Below are 20236 nucleotides of genomic sequence, written 5' to 3' on the forward strand. Positions count from 1 at the left end.
CGCTTTTGTGGGAGCGGCCTTGGCCGCGATGGCAGGCAAGGCGACGACGAAAACGATTGGCAACACGCAACACCACCAACAACTAGAAAACACCAGCACCACATAACGACATCAGAGGACTACGGACATGGCGCACTTTGAACTGGTAGAAAAGATGGCTCCCAACGCCGTCATCAAGGTCATCGGCGTGGGCGGCGGCGGTGGCAACGCCGTCAACCACATGGTCAACAGCAGCGTGGACGGCGTGGAATTCATCACCGCCAACACCGACTCGCAGGCGATCAAGAACTGCGGCTCCAAGCTGCAGCTGCAGCTCGGCACCAGCGTCACCAAGGGCCTGGGCGCGGGCGCCAACCCCGAGGTCGGCCGCCAGGCCGCGCTCGAGGACCGCGACCAGATCATGGAAGCGCTGCAGGGCGCGGACATGGTCTTCATCACCGCCGGCATGGGCGGCGGCACCGGCACCGGTGCGGCACCCGTGGTGGCGCAGCTGGCCAAGGAGATGGGCATCCTGACCGTCGCCGTGGTCACCAAGCCGTTCCCGTTCGAAGGCCGCCGCCGCATGCAGGTGGCGCTGAAGGGCATCGAGGAACTGTCGGCCAACTGCGACTCGCTGATCACCATCCCCAACGAGAAGCTGATCACCGTGCTCGGCCGCAACGCCACCATGGTGCAGGCTTTCCGCGCCGCCAACGACGTGCTGCTGGGCGCCGTGCAGGGCATCGCCGACCTGATCGTGCGCCCAGGCCTGATCAACGTCGACTTCGCCGACGTGCGCACCGTGATGAGCGAGATGGGCCTGGCGATGATGGGCACCGGCACCGCCCGCGGCGACGACCGCGCGCAGGCCGCCGCCGAGTCCGCGATCCAGAACCCGCTGCTCGACGACGTCAACCTGGCCGGCGCCAACGGCATCCTGGTCAACATCACCGCCGGTCCGGACTTCACCATGGCCGAGTTCGACGAGGTCGGCCGCACCGTGGAGAACTTCGCCAGCGAGGACGCCACCATCGTCATCGGCACCGTGCTCGACCCGGACATGCAGGACGACGTGCGCGTGACCGTGGTCGCCACCGGCCTCAACCGGGCCCAGGCCCGCGGCGTGGTGCGCGATTCCGGCTACGGCCGCGACACCGCGTTCGAGCCGCAGCGCCGCCCGAACATCCAGCTGATCAACAGCGCCGGCCGCCGCGACGGCACCACCGGCATGCTGATCGAGGACGACGAGCCGCAGGCGGTGCACGCCGGTCACGGCATGGGCATGGGCCTGCGTCGCGGTTCCGCGGAAGCAGCGCCGACGACGCCGGCCGTGGCCGACTTCGGCGGCGGTGGCGATTCGGGCTACCTCGACATCCCCGCGTTCCTGCGCCGCCAGGCCGACTGATCGCAGCATCCCTCCCTCCCTCCCCCGGTGGGAGCGGCTATAGCCGCGATTGCAGCGATCGCAGCTATAGCTGCTCCCACAGGGGAGGGGGCGGTTTTTGGGGCTTCCTTCGGAAAGAGCGCTCCGTTCAGGTTCAGCGGGCCGCGTGTTAAATTGCGAACCGCTCCAATCCGCCTGCGTGCTTGATTCGCCGGGCATCCACACCCAGAGTCCGTGAATGGTCCAGCAGCGCACTATCAGGAATGTCACCCGCGCCACCGGCGTAGGGCTGCACAGCGGCGAAAAGGTGTTCATGACCCTGCGCCCGATGCCGGCCGATTCGGGCATCGTGTTCCGTCGCGTCGACGTCGAGCCGCCGGTCGAGATCCCGGCCGAGGCCACCCTGGTCACCGAAACCACGCTGTGCACGGGCCTCTCCGTCGATGGCGCCAATATCCAGACCGTCGAGCACCTGATGTCGGCGCTGGCCGGCCTTGGCATCGACAACATCATGGTGGAACTGTCCGCGGCCGAAGTGCCGATCATGGACGGCTCCTCGGGTCCGTTCGTGTTCCTGCTGCAGTCCGCCGGCATCGTCGAGCAGGACGCGCCCAAGCGCTTCATCCGCATCACGCGCCCGGTCGAGGTCCGCGACGGCGACAAGATTGCCCGCTTCGAGCCCTACGACGGCTTCCGCCTGGGCTTCACCATCGATTTCAACCATCCCGCCATCCCGACCACGCGGTCCCGCGCGGTGGTGGAGTTCTCGACCGAGAACTACATCCGCGAGGTCAGCCGCGCCCGCACCTTCGGCTTCATGCGCGACCTCGAGTACATGCGTGACCGCAACCTCGGCCTGGGCGGTTCGATGGACAACGCCATCGTGCTCGACGATTTCCGGGTGCTCAACGAGGACGGCCTGCGCTACGCCGACGAGTTCGTCCGCCACAAGATCCTCGACGCCGTCGGCGACCTGTACCTTGCCGGCCGCCCGGTCATCGGCGCCTTCGAGGGCTACAAGTCCGGCCACGCGCTCAACAACAAGCTGGTCCGCGCACTGCTTGCGCAGGCCGATGCGTGGGAAGAGGTGACCTTTCCCGAGGCCATCGCGGGCCCCGTGGTCTACGGGCAGCTCCAGCCCGCCGCCTGATCGCAGGTCGCGTCAGGCATCCCCGCATCGGGGTGTCCACAAAGCCCAATCGGGGCTGTCCACGTTCACGGCTTCTTGCCGCGAGGGTCACGCTTTAATGAAATATTAACGAAAATCGAATGGGTTTCTTCGGTTTTGTTAACGTTTGGGGGTCCTGCGGCCGTTAGGATGCCCCGTCGGCGTGAAAGCGTCGGCACGAATTCAGGAGCCGTCCTTGTCGTCGCCAGTGGGCACGCGCAGGGACGCCAAGGCAGCCCGCAGCCCTTCCGGTGCGGTTGCCGACAACGGACGTGAAGCCGCCTCGACCTGCACATGCGGGAACAGCGGCTGGGTGGTCGTCCTGACCTTGAGCTCCCGGACCTCCAGCCCGTGCGAACGGGCGGCGTCCAGGAGCGCTGGAGCGGCAAGCCGGAGGCTCGCGTTCCAGAGCGGCGAATCCACCAGGTACACCAGCTTTGCGCCATCCACGTTCGCAAGCCGCGCATGCGCGGCAAGTGAAGGAGACATGTGGGGGCGCAGGGTGCGATCCAGGGCGTCGAGCCATATGGCGCGCTGGATCGGGGAGCGGCCGGAGACATCGGCCGCAAGCGCGTCGAACGCGGCGCGCAGACCTTTGGGGGAAGCCGATTTGGCATTGCCAACAGACATGAAGATGACTTTACACCGTACGCTCCAACACTCACACGAATGGCTCATGCATTACGCCCGCCTGGGCGCGAGCCGGATCACGCACGCCGGCGGTCGCAATCCGCTCGCGGTGATCGCAGCGACGCTCGTGATCGGTGCCGCGACCGGCGCCGCCGTGCAGTCGGCCGAGGTCAACGCGCTGCGCGCGGAGATCAGCAGCCAGGACGCCCAGCTTGATGACACCCGCCGCGCGGCCCAGCGCGAGGTCAACGCCCTGGCCGCCCGCCTGGGTGAACTGCAGGCCCAGGCCAACCGCCTCAATGCGCTCGGCGACCGCCTGACGCGCGTGGCCCAGCTCGGCGACGGCGAGTTCGACTTCAACAGCCCCGTGGGCGTCGGTGGGCATGGCCCGGTCGGCGACATGGCCGCGGGCGAACTTCGCGATGGCATCACCGGCGTGGACATGGAGTTCGACGCCGCAGGCGGCCAGCTCTCGGTGCTCGAGGCGCTGCTGTTCAACCGCGAACTCGACCGCAACGCGGTGCCCTCGCGTTCCCCGGTGGCCGCCAGCTACATCACGTCGGGCTTCGGCCGCCGCGCCGATCCCTTCGGCCGCGGCGCCGCCTGGCACAAGGGCATCGATTTCAACGCCAACACCGGCGACACCGTCATGGCCGTGGCCGACGGCGTGATCAGCTATTCCGGCCGCCGCTCCGGCTACGGCAACGTGGTCGAGATCGACCACGGCAACGGCTACGTCACCCGCTATGCCCACAACTCCGCCAATGTCGTCCAGGTCGGCGACCTGGTCCGCGTGGGGCAGAAGGTCGCCCGCGCCGGCAGCACCGGCCGCAGCACCGGCGCCCACGTGCATTTCGAGGTCTGGGAGAACGGCCACGTGGTGAATCCACGCAAGTTCCTGGGCGAGCACGGTTGACCCCGGTCCAGCCTTGATAGGCGGGTCCGCGACCCCCACGCTACAATGTCGCGGCCAACTGGAAAGGGCGCCCTGCGCCCTTTTCCCGTTTTTGCCTTCCACTCATCCAACCGGTCATCCAATGCTCAATCGCTTGCTCACCAGCGTCTTCGGCAGTCGCAACGAACGCATCGTCGGTCAGTTCAACAAGGTCGTCGCCAAGGTCAACGCGCTCGAGCCGCAGATGCAGGCGCTCTCCGACGCAGAGCTCCAGGCCAAGACCCCCGAGTTCAAGCAGCGCATCGCCAACGGCGAGTCGCTCGACAAGCTCCTGCCCGAAGCCTTTGCCGTCTGCCGCGAGGCCTCCGTGCGCGTGCTGGGCATGCGCCACTACGACGTGCAGCTGGTCGGCGGCATGGTGCTGCACACCGGCAAGATCGCCGAGATGCGCACCGGCGAGGGCAAGACCCTGGTCGGCACGCTCCCGACCTACCTCAACGCGCTCGAGGGCAAGGGCGTGCACGTGGTGACGGTGAACGACTACCTCGCCCGCCGCGACTCGGCCTGGATGGGCCGCCTATACAACTGGCTCGGCCTGTCGGTCGGCGTGGTCTACCCGGGCATGCCGCACGGCGACAAGAACGCCGCCTACAACTCCGACATCACCTACGGCACCAACAACGAGTTCGGCTTCGACTACCTGCGCGACAACATGGCGCTGTCGAAGGACCAGCGCTACCAGCGCGGCCTGCACTACGCGATCATCGACGAGGTCGACTCGATCCTGATCGACGAGGCGCGCACGCCGCTCATCATTTCCGGCCCCGCCGATGAAACGCCCGACCTGTACATCAAGGTCAACCGCATCGTCCCCGAGTTCACCCGCCAGGCCGATGAACAGGCCGAAGGCGACTACTGGGTCGACGAGAAGGGCAAGCAGGTGCACCTGTCCGAGGCCGGCCAGGAACTGGCCGAGACCCTGCTGCGCCGCGCCGGCATCCTTGAAGAAGACGACGGCCTGTACGACCCGCACAACATCCATGTCGTGCACCACCTCAACGCCGCCATGCGCGCGCACGCCATCTACCAGCGCGACGTCGATTACATCGTGCGCGACGGCGAAGTGGTGATCGTCGACGAGTTCACCGGCCGCACCCTCACCGGGCGCCGCTGGTCCGACGGCCTGCACCAGGCGGTCGAGGCCAAGGAAGGCGTGCCGGTCCAGCGCGAGAACCAGACGCTGGCCAGCATCACCTTCCAGAACCTGTTCCGCATGTACAACAAGCTTGCGGGCATGACCGGCACCGCCGACACCGAGGCCTTCGAGTTCCAGTCGATCTACAGCCTGGAAGTGGTGGTGATCCCCACCCACCGGGAGATGGTGCGCATCGACCATCCCGACGCCGTGTTCCTCAACCGCGCCGGCAAGTACCGCGCCGTGGTCGCCGAGCTGAAGGAAGCGCACGCGCGCAACCAGCCGGTGCTGGTGGGCACGACGTCGATCGAAGTGTCCGAGATGCTCGGCCAGCAGCTCACCGAGGCCGGCATCCACCACGAAGTGCTCAACGCCAAGCAGCACGAGCGCGAAGCGCAGATCGTGGCCCAGGCCGGCCGCCCCGGCGCGGTCACCATCGCCACCAACATGGCCGGCCGTGGTACCGACATCGTGCTTGGCGGTTCGCTTGAAGCGGAGATCGCCGAGCTCGAGGCCGAGCAGGGCAGTCCGCTGGACACAGCCACCCACGCGAAGCTCAAGGCCGCCTGGCAGGAACGCCACGACGCCGTGAAGGCCGCCGGCGGCCTGCATATCGTCGGCACCGAACGCCACGAATCGCGCCGCATCGACAACCAGCTCCGCGGCCGCTCCGGCCGCCAGGGCGACCCGGGTTCCAGCCGCTTCTACCTGTCGCTTGAAGACAACCTGATGCGCATCTTCGCCGCCGACTGGGTGCAGAAGGTGATGGCGCGGATGGGCCTGAAGGAAGACGACATCATCGAAAGCCCGCTGGTGTCGAAGCAGATCGCCAACGCCCAGCGCAAGGTCGAATCGCACAACTTCGACATCCGCAAGAACCTGCTCGACTTCGACGACGTCAACAACGACCAGCGCAAGGTGATCTACGGCCAGCGCAACGAGCTGCTCGAGTCCGACGACATCGCCGACCACATCGCCGGCATCCGCGGCGACGTCGTGGCCGACGTGGTCGATCGTTTCGTGCCGCCGGACTCGGTGGACGACCAGTGGGACCTGCCGGGCCTGGAAGCCACGCTCGCCGCCGACTTCGGCCTGCCGCTGGAGCTGGTGAACTGGGCCGCCGCGCAGTCCGAACTGGATGCCGAGACCATCCAGCGCCACGTGCAGGAAGCCGTGGAGCAGGCCGTGGCCGACAAGACCGCGAACATCGGCCCCGAGACCATGCGCATGCTCGAGAAGCACATCATGCTCAGCGTGCTCGACGACAACTGGAAGCAGCACCTTGCGCGCATGGACTACCTGCGCCAGGGCATCCACCTGCGCGGCTATGCGCAGAAGCAGCCCAAGCAGGAGTACAAGAAGGAAGCCTTCGAACTGTTCTCCGAGCTGCTCGACAAGGTCAAGCGCGAAGTGGTGACGATGCTTTCGCGCGTGCGCGTGCGCAGCGAAGAGGAAGTGGCCGCGCTGGAAGCGCAGGAACGCGCCCAGGCCGAGGCCCAGGCCCGCCAGCTGCAGTTCCAGCACGCCGACAGCGGCGGCTACAGCGCCGACGAAGAAGCCGCCCAGCCCGACTACCAGTACGACGGCGACCCGGCCGACCGCGCGCCCAAGGTGGGCCGCAACGAACCCTGCCCCTGCGGCAGCGGCAAGAAGTACAAGCACTGCCATGGGCAGATCGCCTGACCCCCCTCCACCTCCTCCTGTGGGAGCGGCTATAGCCGCGATTGGCCCTTCAGCCGTAGCCGCGGATCGCCGCTGTAGCGGCTCCCACAAAAGCGGCTCCCACAAAGGCGAAGGCTGGGGTCGAAGGTGAAGCTGGTCGACGTCGTCGCCGGCGTCATCACCGACGCCCGTGGCCGGATCCTGCTGGCACGACGCACGGAGGGTCGTGACCTGGCCGGCCTCTGGGAATTCCCCGGAGGCAAGCGCGAAGCGGGCGAGACACCCGAGGCCGCGCTCACGCGCGAGCTGCAGGAAGAGCTCGGCATCGACGCCCGCGTCGATGGCCACCTGATCACCGTGCCCCAAGCCTATGCCGACAAGCGCCTGCGCCTGGACGTGCGCCGCGTCTCACGCTGGACCGGCGTCCCGCGCGGCCTCGAAGGCCAGGCCCTGGCCTGGGTGCCGCCGCACAAGCTTTCCAGTTATGCCATGCCACCCGCGGACATCCCCGTGGTGGCCGCGCTGCTGCAGCCGGATCGCTATGCGATCAGCCCCTCCTGTGGGAGCGGCTATAGCCGCGATCATGACGCCTCGCCAATCGCGGCTATAGCCGCTCCCACAGTGGAGGGCAAAGCGGCGGCCGCCTGGCTCGCCGGACTTGAAGCGACCCTGGCCGCCGGCATCACCCGCATCCAGGCCCGCTTACCGGGCGTCGCACCGGAGCTGCACCGCAGCCTGGTCGCCGGCGCTGCGCAACGCTGCCGCGCCGCGGGCGCCGAGCTGCTGGTCAACGCCGACCTTGCCCTAGCGCAGGAGCTCGGCATCGGCCTGCACCTGCGCGCCGCCCAGCTGGCGGGCCTGGCAGAGCGCCCCGCGCTGGCCGAAGGCGCGCTGCTTGCCGCCTCATGCCACCACGCTGAAGACCTGGCCCATGCCAGCCGCTTGGGCTGCGACTTCGCCGTGGTGGGCGCGGTGAAACCCACCGCCAGCCATCCCGGCCAGCCCGGGATCGGATGGGATGCCTTCGCCGGGCTGCGTGAATCCGCGAGCCTGCCGATCTATGCGATCGGCGGGCTGGACGCCGGCGACCTGGATGACGCGCGGCGCCACGGTGCCCAGGGGATTGCCGGGATCCGGAGTTTCTGGCGGGCGGTTTGAGCGTAGCCCCATGGCGGGCCGGGCAGTTTCCCGACTTGTCGCAGCTGGTGGCCCTGCGCAGCATTCCCTGACCACAGACAGGGAGCCACGCCATGGATTGCCGCATGTTCCTTCAGCGAATCGCAGGACGCTCCCGGTGAGGGCCGTTCGGGACTGCGCTGCCGCCGTGCTGCTGGCGGCCCTGCTGCCGCTCCCCGGGCTGGCCTCCCCGCTGCCGCCGGTGCGTGACCTGGCAGGCGTCTATGAGGCCGTCGCCTTCTGTGGCAGCCTTCCGGCGGGCATCTCGATCGTGCCGCACGCGGATCGGCAAAAAGTCCTCGACACGCGTCGCATCGAGCTGTCCGATCTGGGCTACGCGTTCGCCATCCCGCAGATCGCCGAATCGCAGCATGCAGCGGTCTCGATCATCCGCAACGACACCTCGCGTGGCGTCAACGACCACTACATCCTGATGCAGCGCGATGGCCTCACGCCCGATGCCGCCGTGGTGATCACCGAACTCCCGGAAGACTCACGCAGCCGCGAGCGTGCCTTCGATTCGGTGCGGATCATGCAGGGGCGGAACGCTGAGCGGGCCGGGTTCGCGCTTGAGCTGACCGAAGTGCAGGGGCCGTTTGGCGAGGGTCTGGAAATGATCATTCCGCGTCGCGCCGGGTCGAACTGCTTTCCCACCGCGCATTACATCTTCAATGAACCCGACGGCGGGCCTGCCACGCTGGGCATCAGCCGCTTTGCGAAAGACGGGGACCGGTTGCTCGAGTTCACCGTGATCGTCTACGTGCCCGAGGGCGTGGACGAGGAAGGCGCGAACGCGCATGCGCGCGCGATCATGGACGGGTTCTGGCACGCGCTGGAAAGGACCCCCGGACCTGAGGCTGGCCCGGGTTGACGCCCCGTCCACCCGCACCCAGGATGGTCCGCAGCACCATAGGGACATGGAGCACTGCGATGTCGCGTTGGACACCTGTTGGATCGGGCCTGTTGCTGGCCACCCTTGCTCTGTGTATTGGCCTGCTCCAGGGGTGCGAGAAGCGGTTCGACCCGATGGAGCCGCCGCCGGGGCACGGCCCTTACACCGGCACGTTGGATGACTGGCCGCTGTGGTTTGTGCAGCACAGGTTTGCTTCCAAGTGTTACAGCGTCCAAGGCTGCACTGTCTTCTATGCTGGAAGGCACGTGGGGTCCTTGACCTCGGGCCCACGTCGTTCCGTCGAATCGCTCGGCTTCCCGCTGGAAAGGGTCCTGCGCGGAAGCCACAGTGGCATCGTGAATTTCCCTCCGCCTGCGCAGGTGGAGTGGATCGCGATGGACGGCACCCGCCTGAGCGCCACGGTGGACATGGCTGAGATCTTCAAGGATCGGCTGCTTGTCCACACCACGCCCAGGGAGGCGATCCTCGAGAACAGCTTCCTCCCGCCGCCCGACATCGTGCTGGTGGTGGATGACCGGAGGATCGACGTCTACATGCGGACCTACCTCTTCCTGAAGGAGTTGAGGGATCCCACGAACCCGCACAGCAACTTCCGGTCGGAGGTCGTGCGGGTGCATTCCCGGGAGTATTGAGGCCAGGTCGCGATCAAGGAGGATGGCATGGACCAGCACAGGATCAGTCCCGACGGGGTGCAGGCACGGGCGCTTGGCAAGGAGGAACTCGACCTGATAGACGCGGCGCGCGCCGGGATGTGGCGGGTGCGCGCACCGGTGTTCCTGGACTCCGCGGATGATCGGGTGTTCTTCGTGGCGATGGACGGGACGTCGAACAGCCGTGAAAAGGATCCCCCGGAGAACCACACGGTCGTGGCCAAGTTCGAAGAGGCGTTGGCGGCCCGCGATCATCCTGCGATTGGCACCACTTACATCGCAGGCGTGGGCACGCAGGACGGTTTTCTTGCCCGGAGTTTCGACGGCGCCAAGGCGGTCACGCTCGATGCGCGGGCGGAGAAGGCCTACTACGACCTGTGCGTGCAGGTGAAAGCGTGGCGCGACGAAAACCCGGACGCCAAGATCCACGTCGCCGGCACCGGGTTCAGCCGGGGCGCCGAATCCTTCCCTATCCTGGCGAGGATGATCCACGAGCGCGGCATCCGCGATCCGACCGGAGTCCGGCCCACGTTCAACGAGGATGGCGTCCTGACCAGCATCTCCTGGCCGGACCAACCGCTGCTGGATCCGCCGGGCAGCATCCCGACAGCCGCGTTCCTCATCGATCCCGTCGGCACCGGGCGCTATGACACCGAGCGCAAGCTCCCCGCAAGCAACGTCGGCCTCGTCCAGCTCACCAGTTGGCTCGAACCCCGCGACCACTTTTCGTCCACGCAACATGCGCCGCTTGGGCTGAGCGACCAGGGGCGTGTCGCCAATTTCGCCATCGCGGGCGCCCATTCCGACTTGGGCGGCTCGTACCACATCGATGGCGTCGGGCGGGTCGTCTACAACCTTCAGGTGGACTACTTCAGCACGGTCCTCGGCGGCTTGCAGCTCGAAAAAGTGCCCGAGGCTTCCGATCCCCGCATGTACGTCGCACACCGGTCCGAACAGCACCTGCTCGGGCTGTGGCCCGATTACGGCTACCAGGCCGTCGGCGGGCGGATCATGCATCAGAAGCTGGGCCCCTCCTGCCGGCAGGTCGCCTCGCCAGACCAGTGCCTGCGCGAGCCGGTCGACCCGCGCCTGGCCGACGGCCTGACCTACAAGCATGTCGAGGTCTCGCGCCACCCGGGCGGCACGGACGCGAAGATGGAAACGGCGATGGCGGCCCTGGACGCGATGTACAAGCGCGAACCGGGCCTGATCGACAGCGCGGTCACGCACACCCGCATTCCCATGCGCGCACAGGCACTCGCGAAGATCAACGATTTCGACCTCGATGCCACGTTCCAGCAGCTGGCGACGTCCGCCCTGCGCAACGACACCGCGGGCATGCAGGCCGCGACCAGGCTGTATGCCGCCACTCCGCTTGGGATGGTGATGCAGGCCGGCGGTGCAGCCGAGCGTCTGACCCGGATGATCACGGAGCGGCGGACACAGGAGGAGGCGGCCGAGGCGACGTTGGAGCACGAGCGAAGCGCACCCCTACAGCCGCACGTGCAAGCACCGGCGATGGGCCTGTGAACGTGCCGCCCGAAGGCGTCGATCCGCGTGAGTTCGCGCTCCAGCTGGCCGTGGTGTCGGAGCGTCTGGACGAGCGCAGCGCGCTGGCGGCAGAGCGGATGGAGCTGGCGAGCGTCCACCTGGAGCAACGTACGGCCGAAGCCGTGAAACACATGGCGGCCGAATGCAAGCGCATGGGCACGACGCACCAGGCTGCCACGGAAGCTCGGGTGCGAATGCTCTGGATGCTTTCAGCCGGCTTGCTGGCAGCTACGTTGGCAGCGGCCGCCGTGGCAGCGTCTGCCGTCGGTTCCGCCCGCCGCGAGCTGGCCGCGATCCAGCGGGACCAGACGCTGACCCACGCCATCAACCAGGCCGACCTGACCCTGTGCGGTGGCCGCTTGTGTGCCCGGATCGAAGGGGAGGGCGGGGACACCGCTGCCTATCGGCCGATCGCACTGCGTTGAGGGACGATCGTGCGCCTACTGGCGGACATCCCAGTGCAGGTAGATCTGGATTCCCGCCTGCACCAGGATCCACAGCCATCCCGCGGCGGCCAGTTCGAAGCGCCTGCGGACGCTCCGCTCGGGATCACCCGCATGCCAGATCAGTATGTTGGCCAGGCACATCGAGAGGGTCAGCGTCACGATGCCCCCGCGCGTTCCCAACAGGGTGTACATCGGAGACAGCTGGACCAAGGCCAGGTAGGACAGCGCGATGGCCAGGCCGGCCAAGGCCGCAGTGAGCCGCATCGGCGTCATGGCCGACGCTGCCCGGTCGCCAGTGCGACATAGCGTTCGTGGAGCCCGGACACGGCAGCCTCGAGCGCAGCGAGCGGGCCGTCGTTGTCGATGACGTCGTCGGCGACCACCAGACGCTGCTCGCGGGTCGCCTGAGCCTTGATCATGTTCCAGGCCAGGGCTTCGTCAATCCCGTCGCGCCGCAACAGACGCTCAAGCTGCACCTGCACCGGAACGTCCACCACCAGCACGCGGTCGACCCAGGCGGCGTAGGCTTCGGGACCTGCTTCGGCAAAGAGCGGGATGGCTGCGATGGCGTACGGACCCGGCGCGGCCTCGCAGGCCGTCCGCAGCGCAGTACGCACGCGCGGGTGGATGATGTCTTCCAGGCGGCGACGGGCGACCTCGTCGGCGAACACGCGGCGGCGCATGGCCAGACGGTCCAGATTGCCGTCGGCATCCAGGGCCTCCTCGGCCCCGAAGGCCTCCACGATCTCTCCCAGACCCGGCGTGCCCGGTTCCACCACCTCGCGCGCGGCCACGTCGGCGTCGGCCACGTGGATGCCCAAGGCGCGGAAGCGGCGCTCGACCTCGGACTTGCCGGAGGCGATCCCGCCGGTCAGGGCGATGGTGTAGTCAGCCATGGAGCGAGTCTGGCAGAGCTAGAGGCCGGCGTAGGCCTTGTAGGCGCCGATGATGTGGTCGCCCCACATGAAGACGATCCAGCCGGCGACGGCCAGGAACGGCCCGAACGGGATTGGCGTCGCGCGCTCGCGGCCCTTGAGGAACAGCCACGCCCCGCCGATCAACGCGCCCACCAGCGACGAGATCAGGATGATCGGCAGCACGCCCGCCAGCCCGCACCAGGCGCCCAGCGCGGCCAGCAGCTTGAAGTCCCCGTGGCCCATGCCGTCCTTGCCGGTGAGCTGCTTGAACACCCACCACACGCTCCACAGGCTCACATAGCCCGCGATCGCGCCCAGCAGGGCCGCCTTGGGCCCGTGGTAGAGGTTCTCCACCGCCGCGATCAGCCCCAGCCACATCAGGGGCAGGGTGAGCGAGTCCGGCAGCAGCTGGGTGCGCAGGTCGATGCCCGACAACGCGATCAGGAAACAGGTGAGCAGGCAGGCGCCGAAGCCCTGCCAGCCGAAGCCGAAGGTCCACACGCAGGCCAGCATCAGCAGCATGGTCAGCAGCTCGACCGCCGGATACTGGGCGGAGATCGGCGCCTTGCAGCTGCGGCACTTGCCGCGCAGCGCCAGCCAGCTCAGCACCGGGATGTTCTCGTACCAGCTCAGCTGGTGCCCGCAGTGCGGGCAGTGCGAGCGCTCCACCACGATGCCGGGTGGCGGCGGATCGTAGAGCTCCGGCTCGCCAAGCATCTCGCGGCTGTCGCGCTTCCACTGCCACTCCATGCGCTTGGGCAAGCGCAGGATGACCACGTTCAGGAAGCTGCCAACAAGCAGGCCGAGGCCTGCGATCAGCGGGTAGCCGATCTCGGGGTTCTGGTCGAGAAACGCCATGCTTTCTTACATCACCGTCATGGCGAGCTTGAAGATGGGCAAGTACATGGCCACCACGATCGCGCCGACCATGCCGCCGATGATCACCATCACGAAGGGCTCGATCAGGCTGGAAATCGTGTCGACCGCGTTGTCGACTTCTTCCTCGTAGAACTCGGCGACCTTGAACAGCATGGTGTCGAGCGCGCCGGCCTCTTCGCCGATGGCGGTCATCTGCACCACCATGTGCGGAAACAGGTTCTGCTGCTTCATGGCCACGTTCAGCGGGTAGCCCACCGAAACGTCCTCACGCATCGCGTCCACGGCCTTCTGGTACACGGTGCTGCCGGTGGCGCCGGCCACGCTTTCCATGGCCTCCACCAGGGGCACGCCGGCCTTGAAGGTCACCGCGAGCGTGCGTGCGAAGCGGGCGATGGCGGACTTGTGCAGCACCTGGCCAATCACCGGGACCTTCAACAGCATGCGGTCCACGAAGTGCTGCAGCGGCGGCGAGCGCTTGAACATGAAAAGGAACGTCGCCGCCGCGGCGAAGCCCACGACCGCGATCGCCCACCACCACGTCACCATCCAGCCCGAGATCCCGAACACTAGCGCAGTGAACGCGGGCAGCTCGGCGCCATAGCTCACGAACTGTTCGCTGAAGATCGGCACCACGTACACCATCAGGATGGCGCAGACCAGCAGCGCCACCGCGATGATCGCGGCCGGGTAGAACAGCGCCTTCTTGATCTTGCCCTTGATGGATTCGATGTTTTCCTTGTAGTCGGCAATCGTGGCCAGCACCGTTTCCAGCGCGCCGGATGATTCGCCGGCGCGCACCAGATTGCGGTACAGCTCGTCGAACTGCACCGGGTGCTTGCTCATGGCCTCGTAGATGGACGAGCCGCCCTCGATGTCCATGCGGACGGAGTCGACCAGCTTCTTCATCCGCGGGTTTTTCTGGCCGTTGCCGATGATCTCCAGCGCCATCACGATCGGCACGCCGGACTTCATCATCGTGGCGATCTGGCGGCTGAACACCGCGATGTCCTTGGGCGTGACCGGCTTGCCGGCCGAGCCGAACAGCGGCTTGGACTTGGGCTTGACCTTGCTGGGCTGGATACCTTGGCGGCGGAGTTCGGCGCGCAGCAGGTTGGCGTTGCGCGACTGCTGCTCGCCCTTCATCTTCTTGCCGCGCTTGTCGGTGCCTTCCCAGACGAATATTGGCAGTGTCACGCCGTCGCGCTTCAGCTTGGCCGCCTGGCGGGCAGCGGTCTTGGTGGCAGTACCTGTCACGGCCATGTCGTTTCCCCGTTGATCCCCAGGCGCCGGCCGTGCCGGAACCCCATACGGTGATGGTAGCCGGTTGCGGCCGGCTGTGAAGCGCCGCCGTGTGACGCCCGGCAGAATTTAGGCGTCCGTGTGCCCGAAAACTACAGGAATCGACGCATCGACCGGTGTCGCACGTCGTCAGTCCGTGGTGACGCGGCTGATCTCGTTCAGGCTGGTGACACCGGCTTTGACCTTGAGCAGGGCCGACTGCCGCAGGTCGCGCACCCCCGACCGCTGGGCCGCCTCGCCGATCTGCAGGGCGTTGCCGCCTTCCAGCACGATGGTCGCGATCTCGTCGGTCATCGGCATGACCTGGTAGATGCCGGTGCGGCCCTTGTAGCCGTTGGTGCACTCGTCGCAGCCCACCGCCTCGTACACGGTGAAGCCCTCCTGCAAATCCTCCTCGGTGAAGCCTTCGGCCAGCAGGGCGTTCTCGGGCAGCTCGGCAGGCCGCTTGCAGCGGGGGCACAGCCGGCGCGCCAGACGCTGGGCGATCACCAGACTGACGGAGCTGGTGATGTTGTAGGGCGCAATACCCATGTTCATCAGGCGGGCAATGGTCTGCGGGGCGTCGTTGGTGTGCAGGGTGGACAGCACCATGTGGCCGGTCTGGGCAGCCTTGATCGCGATCTCGGCGGTTTCCAGGTCGCGGATCTCGCCGACCATGATGATGTCCGGGTCCTGGCGCAAGAAGCTGCGCAGCGCGGCGGCGAAGGTCATGCCGCGGCGCTCGTTTTGCTGCACCTGGTTCACGCCGGGCAGGCGGATTTCCACCGGGTCCTCCACGGTGGAGATGTTGCGCACCTCGTCGTTCAGGATGCCCAGCGCGGTGTACAGGCTGACCGTCTTGCCCGAGCCGGTGGGGCCGGTCACCAGCACCATGCCGTAGGGCTTGTGGATGGCATCTTCGAACAGCTTCTGCTGGTCGGGCTCGTAGCCGAGCTTGTCGATGCCCAGCTTCGCGGCGCTGGCGTCCAGGATACGCAGCACCACCTTCTCGCCGAAGAGGGTCGGCAGGGTGCTGACGCGGAAGTCGATCTGCTTGGTCTTGCTGAGGTTGAGCTTGATGCGGCCATCCTGCGGAATACGCTTCTCGGCGATATCCAGCTGCGCCATGACTTTCAGGCGGGCCGCTACGCGGGTGTTCAGTTTGACCGGCGCCTTGGCGGTCTGCTTGAGGATGCCGTCGATGCGCAGGCGCACGCGGTAGTCGTCCTCGTAGGGCTCGAAGTGGATGTCCGAGGCGCCCCGCTTGATGGCATCGATCAGCACCTTGTTGACGAACTTGACGATGGGCGTGTCGTCGGCCTTGCCGTCGGCAGCGTCGGCACGGTCGTCCTCGGCCCCGGCCTCGACGTCTAGGTTCTCAAGGCCGTCGGAGTCCTCCAGGGTGTCATTGAAGCTGTCCGACGCCTGGCTCCACAGCTCCACGGTGCGGCGGATGCTGTCCTCGTCCACCAGGATCGGCTCCACCATCAGGTTGGTGTGGAACTTGATCTCGTCCAGGGCGTGGGTGTCGGTGGGGTCCGAAGTGCCGACGAACAGCTTGCCGCCACGCTTGAACAACGGCAGCACGCGGTGCTTGGTCAGCAGCTCCTCGCTGACCAGTTTGAGCGCGCCGGAAGAAGCATCCATTGTGGTCGGATTGAACACCGGCATGCCGAATTCCATGGAGTTGGCCGCGGCCAACTGGGCAGCGGTCACCAGCTTGCTTTCACGCAGGTACAGGCTGACGGGCTTGCGTGCGGCCGTGGCCTTGTCGAGCGCCTCACGGGCCGCCGGCTCCTCGAGGACTCCGTCCAGCACCAAGCGCCGGGCGATGCCGGTGATGCCTACCAGATTGGCTGCCGAGACTGCACTCATGTCGTTCCTCCCCGAATGCCCGGACTTTACCGCAAGCACGCCACGTGCCAAAGGGACTTGCAGCACTTTTCGCAACCATCGCGTCCAGTCGATGATCGATTCAGGCTAACCTTTCTGCAAGAGGGGAACCCATGCGTCTATCTATCATCTTGCCTGCCAAAAACGAGGCCGAGGGTCTGCGGCAGACGTTGCCGCGCCTGCGCGAAGCCCAGCCCGATGCGGAGCTGATCGTTGTGGACGACGGATCCACCGACGAGACTGCGAGGGTTGCCGCGGCGCACGGGGCCCGCGTTCTATCCAGCCCGTACTCGATGGGCAACGGCGCGGCGATCAAGCGTGGGGCCCGGGCTGCCAAGGGCGAAATCCTCGTATTCATGGATGCGGACGGGCAGCACGATCCCGCCTGCATCGGCGCGCTGCTGGAAAAAATGGACGAGGGCTATGACATGGTCGTGGGCGCACGGGACTGGGGCGACCAAGCCGGCGTCCACCGCGGAGCAGCCAACGCCTTCTATAACTGGCTCGCGACCCGGATTACGGGTTTCAAAATATGGGACTTGACATCGGGGTTTCGTGTTGCGCGGGCGAATAGGTTCTTGGAGTTTCTCCACCTGCTGCCCAATGGCTTCAGTTATCCCACCACCAGCACCATGGCGTTCTTCCGTAGTGCATACCCGGTAGCCTACTTGCCGATCCCCGTGAGCCAGCGCATAGGAAAAAGTCACATCCGCCCGCTTCGCGACGGCATCCGCTTCTTGTTGATCATCTTCAAGATCGCAACGCTGTACTCGCCGTTGAAGCTATTTGTGCCGGTCAGCGCAGGGTTCTTCGTTGCAGGCCTAAGCTATTACGCATATACGTTTGTTACATACCACCGCTTCACGAATATGAGCATGTTGCTGTTCAGTGCGGCTGTAATTGTATTCTTGATCGGCCTTATTTCGGAGCAGATCACTAGCCTGACCTATTTGGCAGCAAAGTCGGTCAGCGAAAAGGATGATTAGCGGTCCAGCGAAGCGCGAGCGTCCCTGTCTGCTCGTGCTTGCGTCTACATATCCCCGGTGGTTGGACGATCCGGAGCCCGGCTTCGTTCACGAGTTGACCAAGCGAATGGTGACTCACTTCGATGTCGTCGTTCTGTGCCCGCACGCGCCGGGTGCAAGCGGTTCGCAACTGATGGATGGAGTCCGTGTGGTTCGCTATCGCTATGCCCCGCAATGTCTCGAGACCCTCGTAAACGACGGGGGAATAGTGACAAATCTGCGACGGCAACCTTGGAAGTGGTTTCTCGTTCCGGGCTTCATTCTGGGATTGTTCTGGAATACGTTGAAATTGATAAGGCGGCGCGAGGTCTCCGTAATTCATGCGCACTGGCTCATCCCGCAAGGCGTTATCGCAGCGCTTGCTCGTGTGATTGTCACCGAGCGCGCTCCGCCGTATCTGCTGACGTCGCATGGGGCGGACCTGTTCGCCCTGCGGGGCGCCGCACTTGGGCTGTTGAAGAAGTTCGTGGTGCGCAGGGCAGCTTTGGTCACGGTGGTCAGCCAGTCGATGCGTGACGAGCTCGCAGCAATTGGGGCAGAAATTTCAAAAGTTCTAGTAAGACCGATGGGTGTTGATCTCAAGCACAGATTCCTCCCGGACCCATCGATCGTTCGCTCGCCTTACGAGCTTCTTTTTGTGGGGCGTCTGGTCGAGAAAAAGGGGCTTCGCGACCTGATTGACGCTCTGCCTATCGTTCTTAAACAGTATCCGCACGCTACCCTCACTATTGCCGGATTCGGCCCAGAACTACATGAAAGGAGGCGGCAGGTAGAGCGGCTTGGGATCAGCTCTAGCGTTGATTTCATTGGAGCGGTAACTCAAGCCGAACTGCCTGCCCTGTATAGGCGGGCTGCCATGTTTGTCGCACCATTTGTCGAAGCCCGTTCGGGCGACAGAGAGGGTCTGGGCCTCGTCATGGTCGAAGCATTGGGCTGTGGTTGCCCGGTGGTGACGACTCGAACTCCTTCCGTGCGGGAGGTGTTCTCGGGTTGGCCCCTGTTCTTGGCTGAGCCTGGTTCGCCGCCATCGCTGGCGGCCCAGATCTTGGCGATTTTGGCCAATCCAGATACGGCGAGGGCATGGGCCGTCGAGAAGCTGGTGGACGTAAGAGCGAAGTTCGACCAAGACGCGGTTGCCGCGGCATACATTGCTCTCCTCGAATCGAAGAGGAAAACTGCATGAGACAACATACACGTCGCCGCGAAAGTCAAATCGGTGCGCGTCAGGGATGCTGCTCCCCGCCGTGAAGACGCGAATCTACGGCCTGCGTGAGCGGTCCTTCGGCGGCCTAGCACGTTCGACGGCTGCGGTTTTCTTCTGGAATGCTCTTCGGCTGCTGGCCCAGCTTATATGGATTGTGCTGATCGCCCGTGCGTTAGGCGTTACAGGTTACGGCACCTTCTCAGGAGTCGCTGGCATCGCGATCGCGATCAGCGGTATGTCTGGGCTTGGGCAGGGTTTGAGGATGTACCAAGACGTGGCTCGTGACGCCAACGTATTTCATGAAAGGTGGGCGCAATCAACTCGCGCGCTGACTTGGAGTGTTATTCCGTTGGCAGGCTCGTTCCTGTTGATTTCCCGAGTTGTCCTGCCGGATATCTCCTTTCAGCTCGTTCTCGCCCTGGCAGTTTCGGAAGTGATGCTCGCGCCGGTAATCCACCAGATGGCCTCCGCGTATGCTGCGCATCAGTGCATGTCTCGCGCCGCAGCATTACCAGTGATTCTCTCCGCCGCGCGTGTTGTAGCGGCCCTCGGCTTCGGCATGCTGCAAGACGATGCTGGTCCGGCTACGTACGGTTGGCTACATGCTTTATCGAGCGCGGTGGCAGTAGCGCTGGCACTGGCTATGTACCGTTCCGACTTCGGCGCAATCGGCACCGGGAAGAGGCTCACATGGACTGCTCTCATTCAAGGCCTCGGCTTTACTCCTTTGTGGGTGTCGAGACTCGCGCAAGGCAACCTTGACAAGGGCATAGCTTTGCGCGTGGGAGGGGGTGGTGCGGCCGGCGAATACTCTGCTGCACATCGGTTTTCAACCTTGGCCGCGATGCCGGTGGAGGCATTGGTGGCCGCTGCAATGCCGCGGTTGTTTAAGGCGGGTGCTGGTCAGGGTCATAGCAAACGGCTGATGGCGTCGTTGATCTTCACCACTCTATGCTATGGGGTTGCTGCTGGCGGCGTACTGTTTTTGCTCGCTCCACTCTTGCCGCTTGTACTGGGTCAAGCCTTTGAGTCCGCGGTGCCGGTGGCGACGCTGCTTGCGTGGTATGTACCCGTCTACTGCATCCGCATACTCGGTGCCAACGTTCTTCTAGGCTACGGTTGGAAACGATGGAGAATAGGCACTGAAGCCATCGGCTTAGCTTCGCAGGTGGCGCTTATGCTTGCTTGGATTCCAACCTTTGGTGCGCTCGGCGCTGCGTTCGCCCTCCTGGCGGCCGAAATGCTCGTTGCGGTGCTGAGTTGGTGGAAGATCGGAATGACCCTTCGTAGGTAAAACCATGGGGCGCTTTGGGCCGGAAGAGATTGTACGCATTCCTATTGCGGGATAAGCGCGGTGACTTCCAGTCTGGCTCTCCGCGCTTTGTAACCAC

Annotated in this window: 18 protein-coding genes; 12 read left to right on the plus strand and 6 right to left on the minus strand. The window is 65.5% G+C overall.

Translation table 11 applies throughout. The features are described 5' to 3' along the window. Nucleotides 1-127 precede the first annotated feature (127 nt). Together ftsZ and lpxC are read left to right on the plus strand one after the other, a co-directional pair. The gene (ftsZ, locus tag ACW5E8_RS08580) at nucleotides 128-1384 is read left to right on the plus strand and encodes a cell division protein FtsZ (protein WP_456965029.1); all 1257 of its coding nucleotides are present in this window, start codon (nucleotides 128-130) and stop codon (nucleotides 1382-1384) included. A gap of 217 nt (nucleotides 1385-1601) precedes the next feature. Beyond that, entirely contained in the window at nucleotides 1602-2513 is a 912-nt protein-coding gene (gene lpxC, locus ACW5E8_RS08585) for a UDP-3-O-acyl-N-acetylglucosamine deacetylase (protein ID WP_456965030.1), read from the plus strand. 201 nt (nucleotides 2514-2714) lie between these two features. Here the strand turns inward: lpxC and ACW5E8_RS08590 are convergent, their stop codons facing one another. Further along, a complete protein-coding gene (locus tag ACW5E8_RS08590) occupies nucleotides 2715-3161 on the minus strand; it encodes a DciA family protein (RefSeq protein WP_456965031.1) in 447 nt (148 codons plus the stop codon). 46 nt (nucleotides 3162-3207) lie between these two features. Here ACW5E8_RS08590 and ACW5E8_RS08595 point away from each other — a divergent pair, with 46 nt between their 5' ends. From ACW5E8_RS08595 to ACW5E8_RS08625, 7 genes are all read left to right on the plus strand, one after another. Continuing rightward, on the plus strand, nucleotides 3208-4077 hold the full coding sequence (locus ACW5E8_RS08595) for a M23 family metallopeptidase (RefSeq protein ID WP_456965032.1): 870 nt from the start codon (nucleotides 3208-3210) through the stop codon (nucleotides 4075-4077). 121 nt (nucleotides 4078-4198) lie between these two features. Then, on the plus strand, nucleotides 4199-6934 hold the full coding sequence (gene secA, locus ACW5E8_RS08600; protein ID WP_456965033.1) for a preprotein translocase subunit SecA: 2736 nt from the start codon (nucleotides 4199-4201) through the stop codon (nucleotides 6932-6934). Between the two features lie 114 nt (nucleotides 6935-7048). Beyond that, complete coding sequence (locus ACW5E8_RS08605) at nucleotides 7049-8071, plus strand: Nudix family hydrolase (protein ID WP_456965280.1); 1023 nt, start codon at nucleotides 7049-7051, stop codon at nucleotides 8069-8071. Nucleotides 8072-8237: 166 nt separating this feature from the next. After that, entirely contained in the window at nucleotides 8238-8960 is a 723-nt protein-coding gene (locus ACW5E8_RS08610; protein ID WP_456965034.1) for a hypothetical protein, read from the plus strand. A gap of 377 nt (nucleotides 8961-9337) precedes the next feature. Continuing rightward, nucleotides 9338-9634 (plus strand): hypothetical protein, encoded by a 297-nt coding sequence (locus ACW5E8_RS08615; RefSeq protein ID WP_456965035.1) that lies wholly within the window; start codon nucleotides 9338-9340, stop codon nucleotides 9632-9634. Between the two features lie 27 nt (nucleotides 9635-9661). Further along, entirely contained in the window at nucleotides 9662-11182 is a 1521-nt protein-coding gene (locus ACW5E8_RS08620) for a phospholipase effector Tle1 domain-containing protein (protein WP_456965036.1), read from the plus strand. Further along, nucleotides 11179-11628 (plus strand): hypothetical protein, encoded by a 450-nt coding sequence (locus tag ACW5E8_RS08625; RefSeq protein WP_456965037.1) that lies wholly within the window; start codon nucleotides 11179-11181, stop codon nucleotides 11626-11628. The genes ACW5E8_RS08620 and ACW5E8_RS08625 overlap by 4 nt, the downstream gene beginning before the upstream one ends. A 15-nt stretch (nucleotides 11629-11643) precedes the next feature. On the opposite strand, the gene ACW5E8_RS08630 is transcribed toward ACW5E8_RS08625, so the two are convergent. The 5 genes from ACW5E8_RS08630 to pilB form a co-directional block, all read right to left on the minus strand. After that, on the minus strand, nucleotides 11644-11922 hold the full coding sequence (locus ACW5E8_RS08630) for a hypothetical protein (protein WP_456965038.1): 279 nt from the start codon (nucleotides 11920-11922) through the stop codon (nucleotides 11644-11646). Further along, the gene (coaE, locus tag ACW5E8_RS08635; RefSeq protein ID WP_456965039.1) at nucleotides 11919-12545 is read right to left on the minus strand and encodes a dephospho-CoA kinase; all 627 of its coding nucleotides are present in this window, start codon (nucleotides 12543-12545) and stop codon (nucleotides 11919-11921) included. The genes ACW5E8_RS08630 and coaE overlap by 4 nt, the downstream gene beginning before the upstream one ends. An 18-nt stretch (nucleotides 12546-12563) precedes the next feature. Beyond that, complete coding sequence (locus ACW5E8_RS08640) at nucleotides 12564-13424, minus strand: prepilin peptidase (protein WP_456965040.1); 861 nt, start codon at nucleotides 13422-13424, stop codon at nucleotides 12564-12566. Between the two features lie 6 nt (nucleotides 13425-13430). Beyond that, the gene (locus ACW5E8_RS08645) at nucleotides 13431-14705 is read right to left on the minus strand and encodes a type II secretion system F family protein (RefSeq protein ID WP_456965041.1); all 1275 of its coding nucleotides are present in this window, start codon (nucleotides 14703-14705) and stop codon (nucleotides 13431-13433) included. Nucleotides 14706-14873: 168 nt separating this feature from the next. Continuing rightward, nucleotides 14874-16598 (minus strand): type IV-A pilus assembly ATPase PilB, encoded by a 1725-nt coding sequence (gene pilB, locus ACW5E8_RS08650; RefSeq protein WP_456965042.1) that lies wholly within the window; start codon nucleotides 16596-16598, stop codon nucleotides 14874-14876. Nucleotides 16599-16729: 131 nt separating this feature from the next. On the opposite strand from pilB, the gene ACW5E8_RS08655 reads away from it, so the two are divergent. The 3 genes from ACW5E8_RS08655 to ACW5E8_RS08665 are packed head-to-tail and all read left to right on the plus strand — an operon-like array spanning nucleotide 16730 to nucleotide 20139. Then, nucleotides 16730-17602 (plus strand): glycosyltransferase family 2 protein, encoded by an 873-nt coding sequence (locus ACW5E8_RS08655; protein WP_456965043.1) that lies wholly within the window; start codon nucleotides 16730-16732, stop codon nucleotides 17600-17602. After that, complete coding sequence (locus ACW5E8_RS08660; protein WP_456965044.1) at nucleotides 17595-18824, plus strand: glycosyltransferase family 4 protein; 1230 nt, start codon at nucleotides 17595-17597, stop codon at nucleotides 18822-18824. Before ACW5E8_RS08655 ends, ACW5E8_RS08660 begins: the two co-directional genes overlap by 8 nt. Nucleotides 18825-18870: 46 nt before the next feature. After that, nucleotides 18871-20139 (plus strand): lipopolysaccharide biosynthesis protein, encoded by a 1269-nt coding sequence (locus tag ACW5E8_RS08665; RefSeq protein ID WP_456965045.1) that lies wholly within the window; start codon nucleotides 18871-18873, stop codon nucleotides 20137-20139. The last annotated feature ends 97 nt before the right edge of the window (nucleotides 20140-20236 follow it).

This window comes from Luteimonas sp. A649 (genome assembly GCF_054072735.1).

Excerpts from the sequence above, each read along its gene's own strand:
- ACW5E8_RS08660 (WP_456965044.1), top strand. The coding sequence starts at position 17,595 with ATGATTAGCGGTCCAGCGAAGCGCGAGCGTCCCTGTCTGCTCGTGCTT.
- ACW5E8_RS08640 (WP_456965040.1), bottom strand. The coding sequence starts at position 13,424 with ATGGCGTTTCTCGACCAGAACCCCGAGATCGGCTACCCGCTGATCGCA.
- ACW5E8_RS08590 (WP_456965031.1), bottom strand. The coding sequence starts at position 3,161 with ATGTCTGTTGGCAATGCCAAATCGGCTTCCCCCAAAGGTCTGCGCGCC.
- ACW5E8_RS08655 (WP_456965043.1), top strand. The coding sequence starts at position 16,730 with ATGCGTCTATCTATCATCTTGCCTGCCAAAAACGAGGCCGAGGGTCTG.
- ACW5E8_RS08595 (WP_456965032.1), top strand. The coding sequence starts at position 3,208 with ATGCATTACGCCCGCCTGGGCGCGAGCCGGATCACGCACGCCGGCGGT.
- ACW5E8_RS08665 (WP_456965045.1), top strand. The coding sequence starts at position 18,871 with ATGCTGCTCCCCGCCGTGAAGACGCGAATCTACGGCCTGCGTGAGCGG.
- lpxC (WP_456965030.1), top strand. The coding sequence starts at position 1,602 with ATGGTCCAGCAGCGCACTATCAGGAATGTCACCCGCGCCACCGGCGTA.
- pilB (WP_456965042.1), bottom strand. The coding sequence starts at position 16,598 with ATGAGTGCAGTCTCGGCAGCCAATCTGGTAGGCATCACCGGCATCGCC.
- ACW5E8_RS08630 (WP_456965038.1), bottom strand. The coding sequence starts at position 11,922 with ATGACGCCGATGCGGCTCACTGCGGCCTTGGCCGGCCTGGCCATCGCG.
- ACW5E8_RS08645 (WP_456965041.1), bottom strand. The coding sequence starts at position 14,705 with ATGGCCGTGACAGGTACTGCCACCAAGACCGCTGCCCGCCAGGCGGCC.
- ftsZ (WP_456965029.1), top strand. The coding sequence starts at position 128 with ATGGCGCACTTTGAACTGGTAGAAAAGATGGCTCCCAACGCCGTCATC.
- coaE (WP_456965039.1), bottom strand. The coding sequence starts at position 12,545 with ATGGCTGACTACACCATCGCCCTGACCGGCGGGATCGCCTCCGGCAAG.
- secA (WP_456965033.1), top strand. The coding sequence starts at position 4,199 with ATGCTCAATCGCTTGCTCACCAGCGTCTTCGGCAGTCGCAACGAACGC.
- ACW5E8_RS08620 (WP_456965036.1), top strand. The coding sequence starts at position 9,662 with ATGGACCAGCACAGGATCAGTCCCGACGGGGTGCAGGCACGGGCGCTT.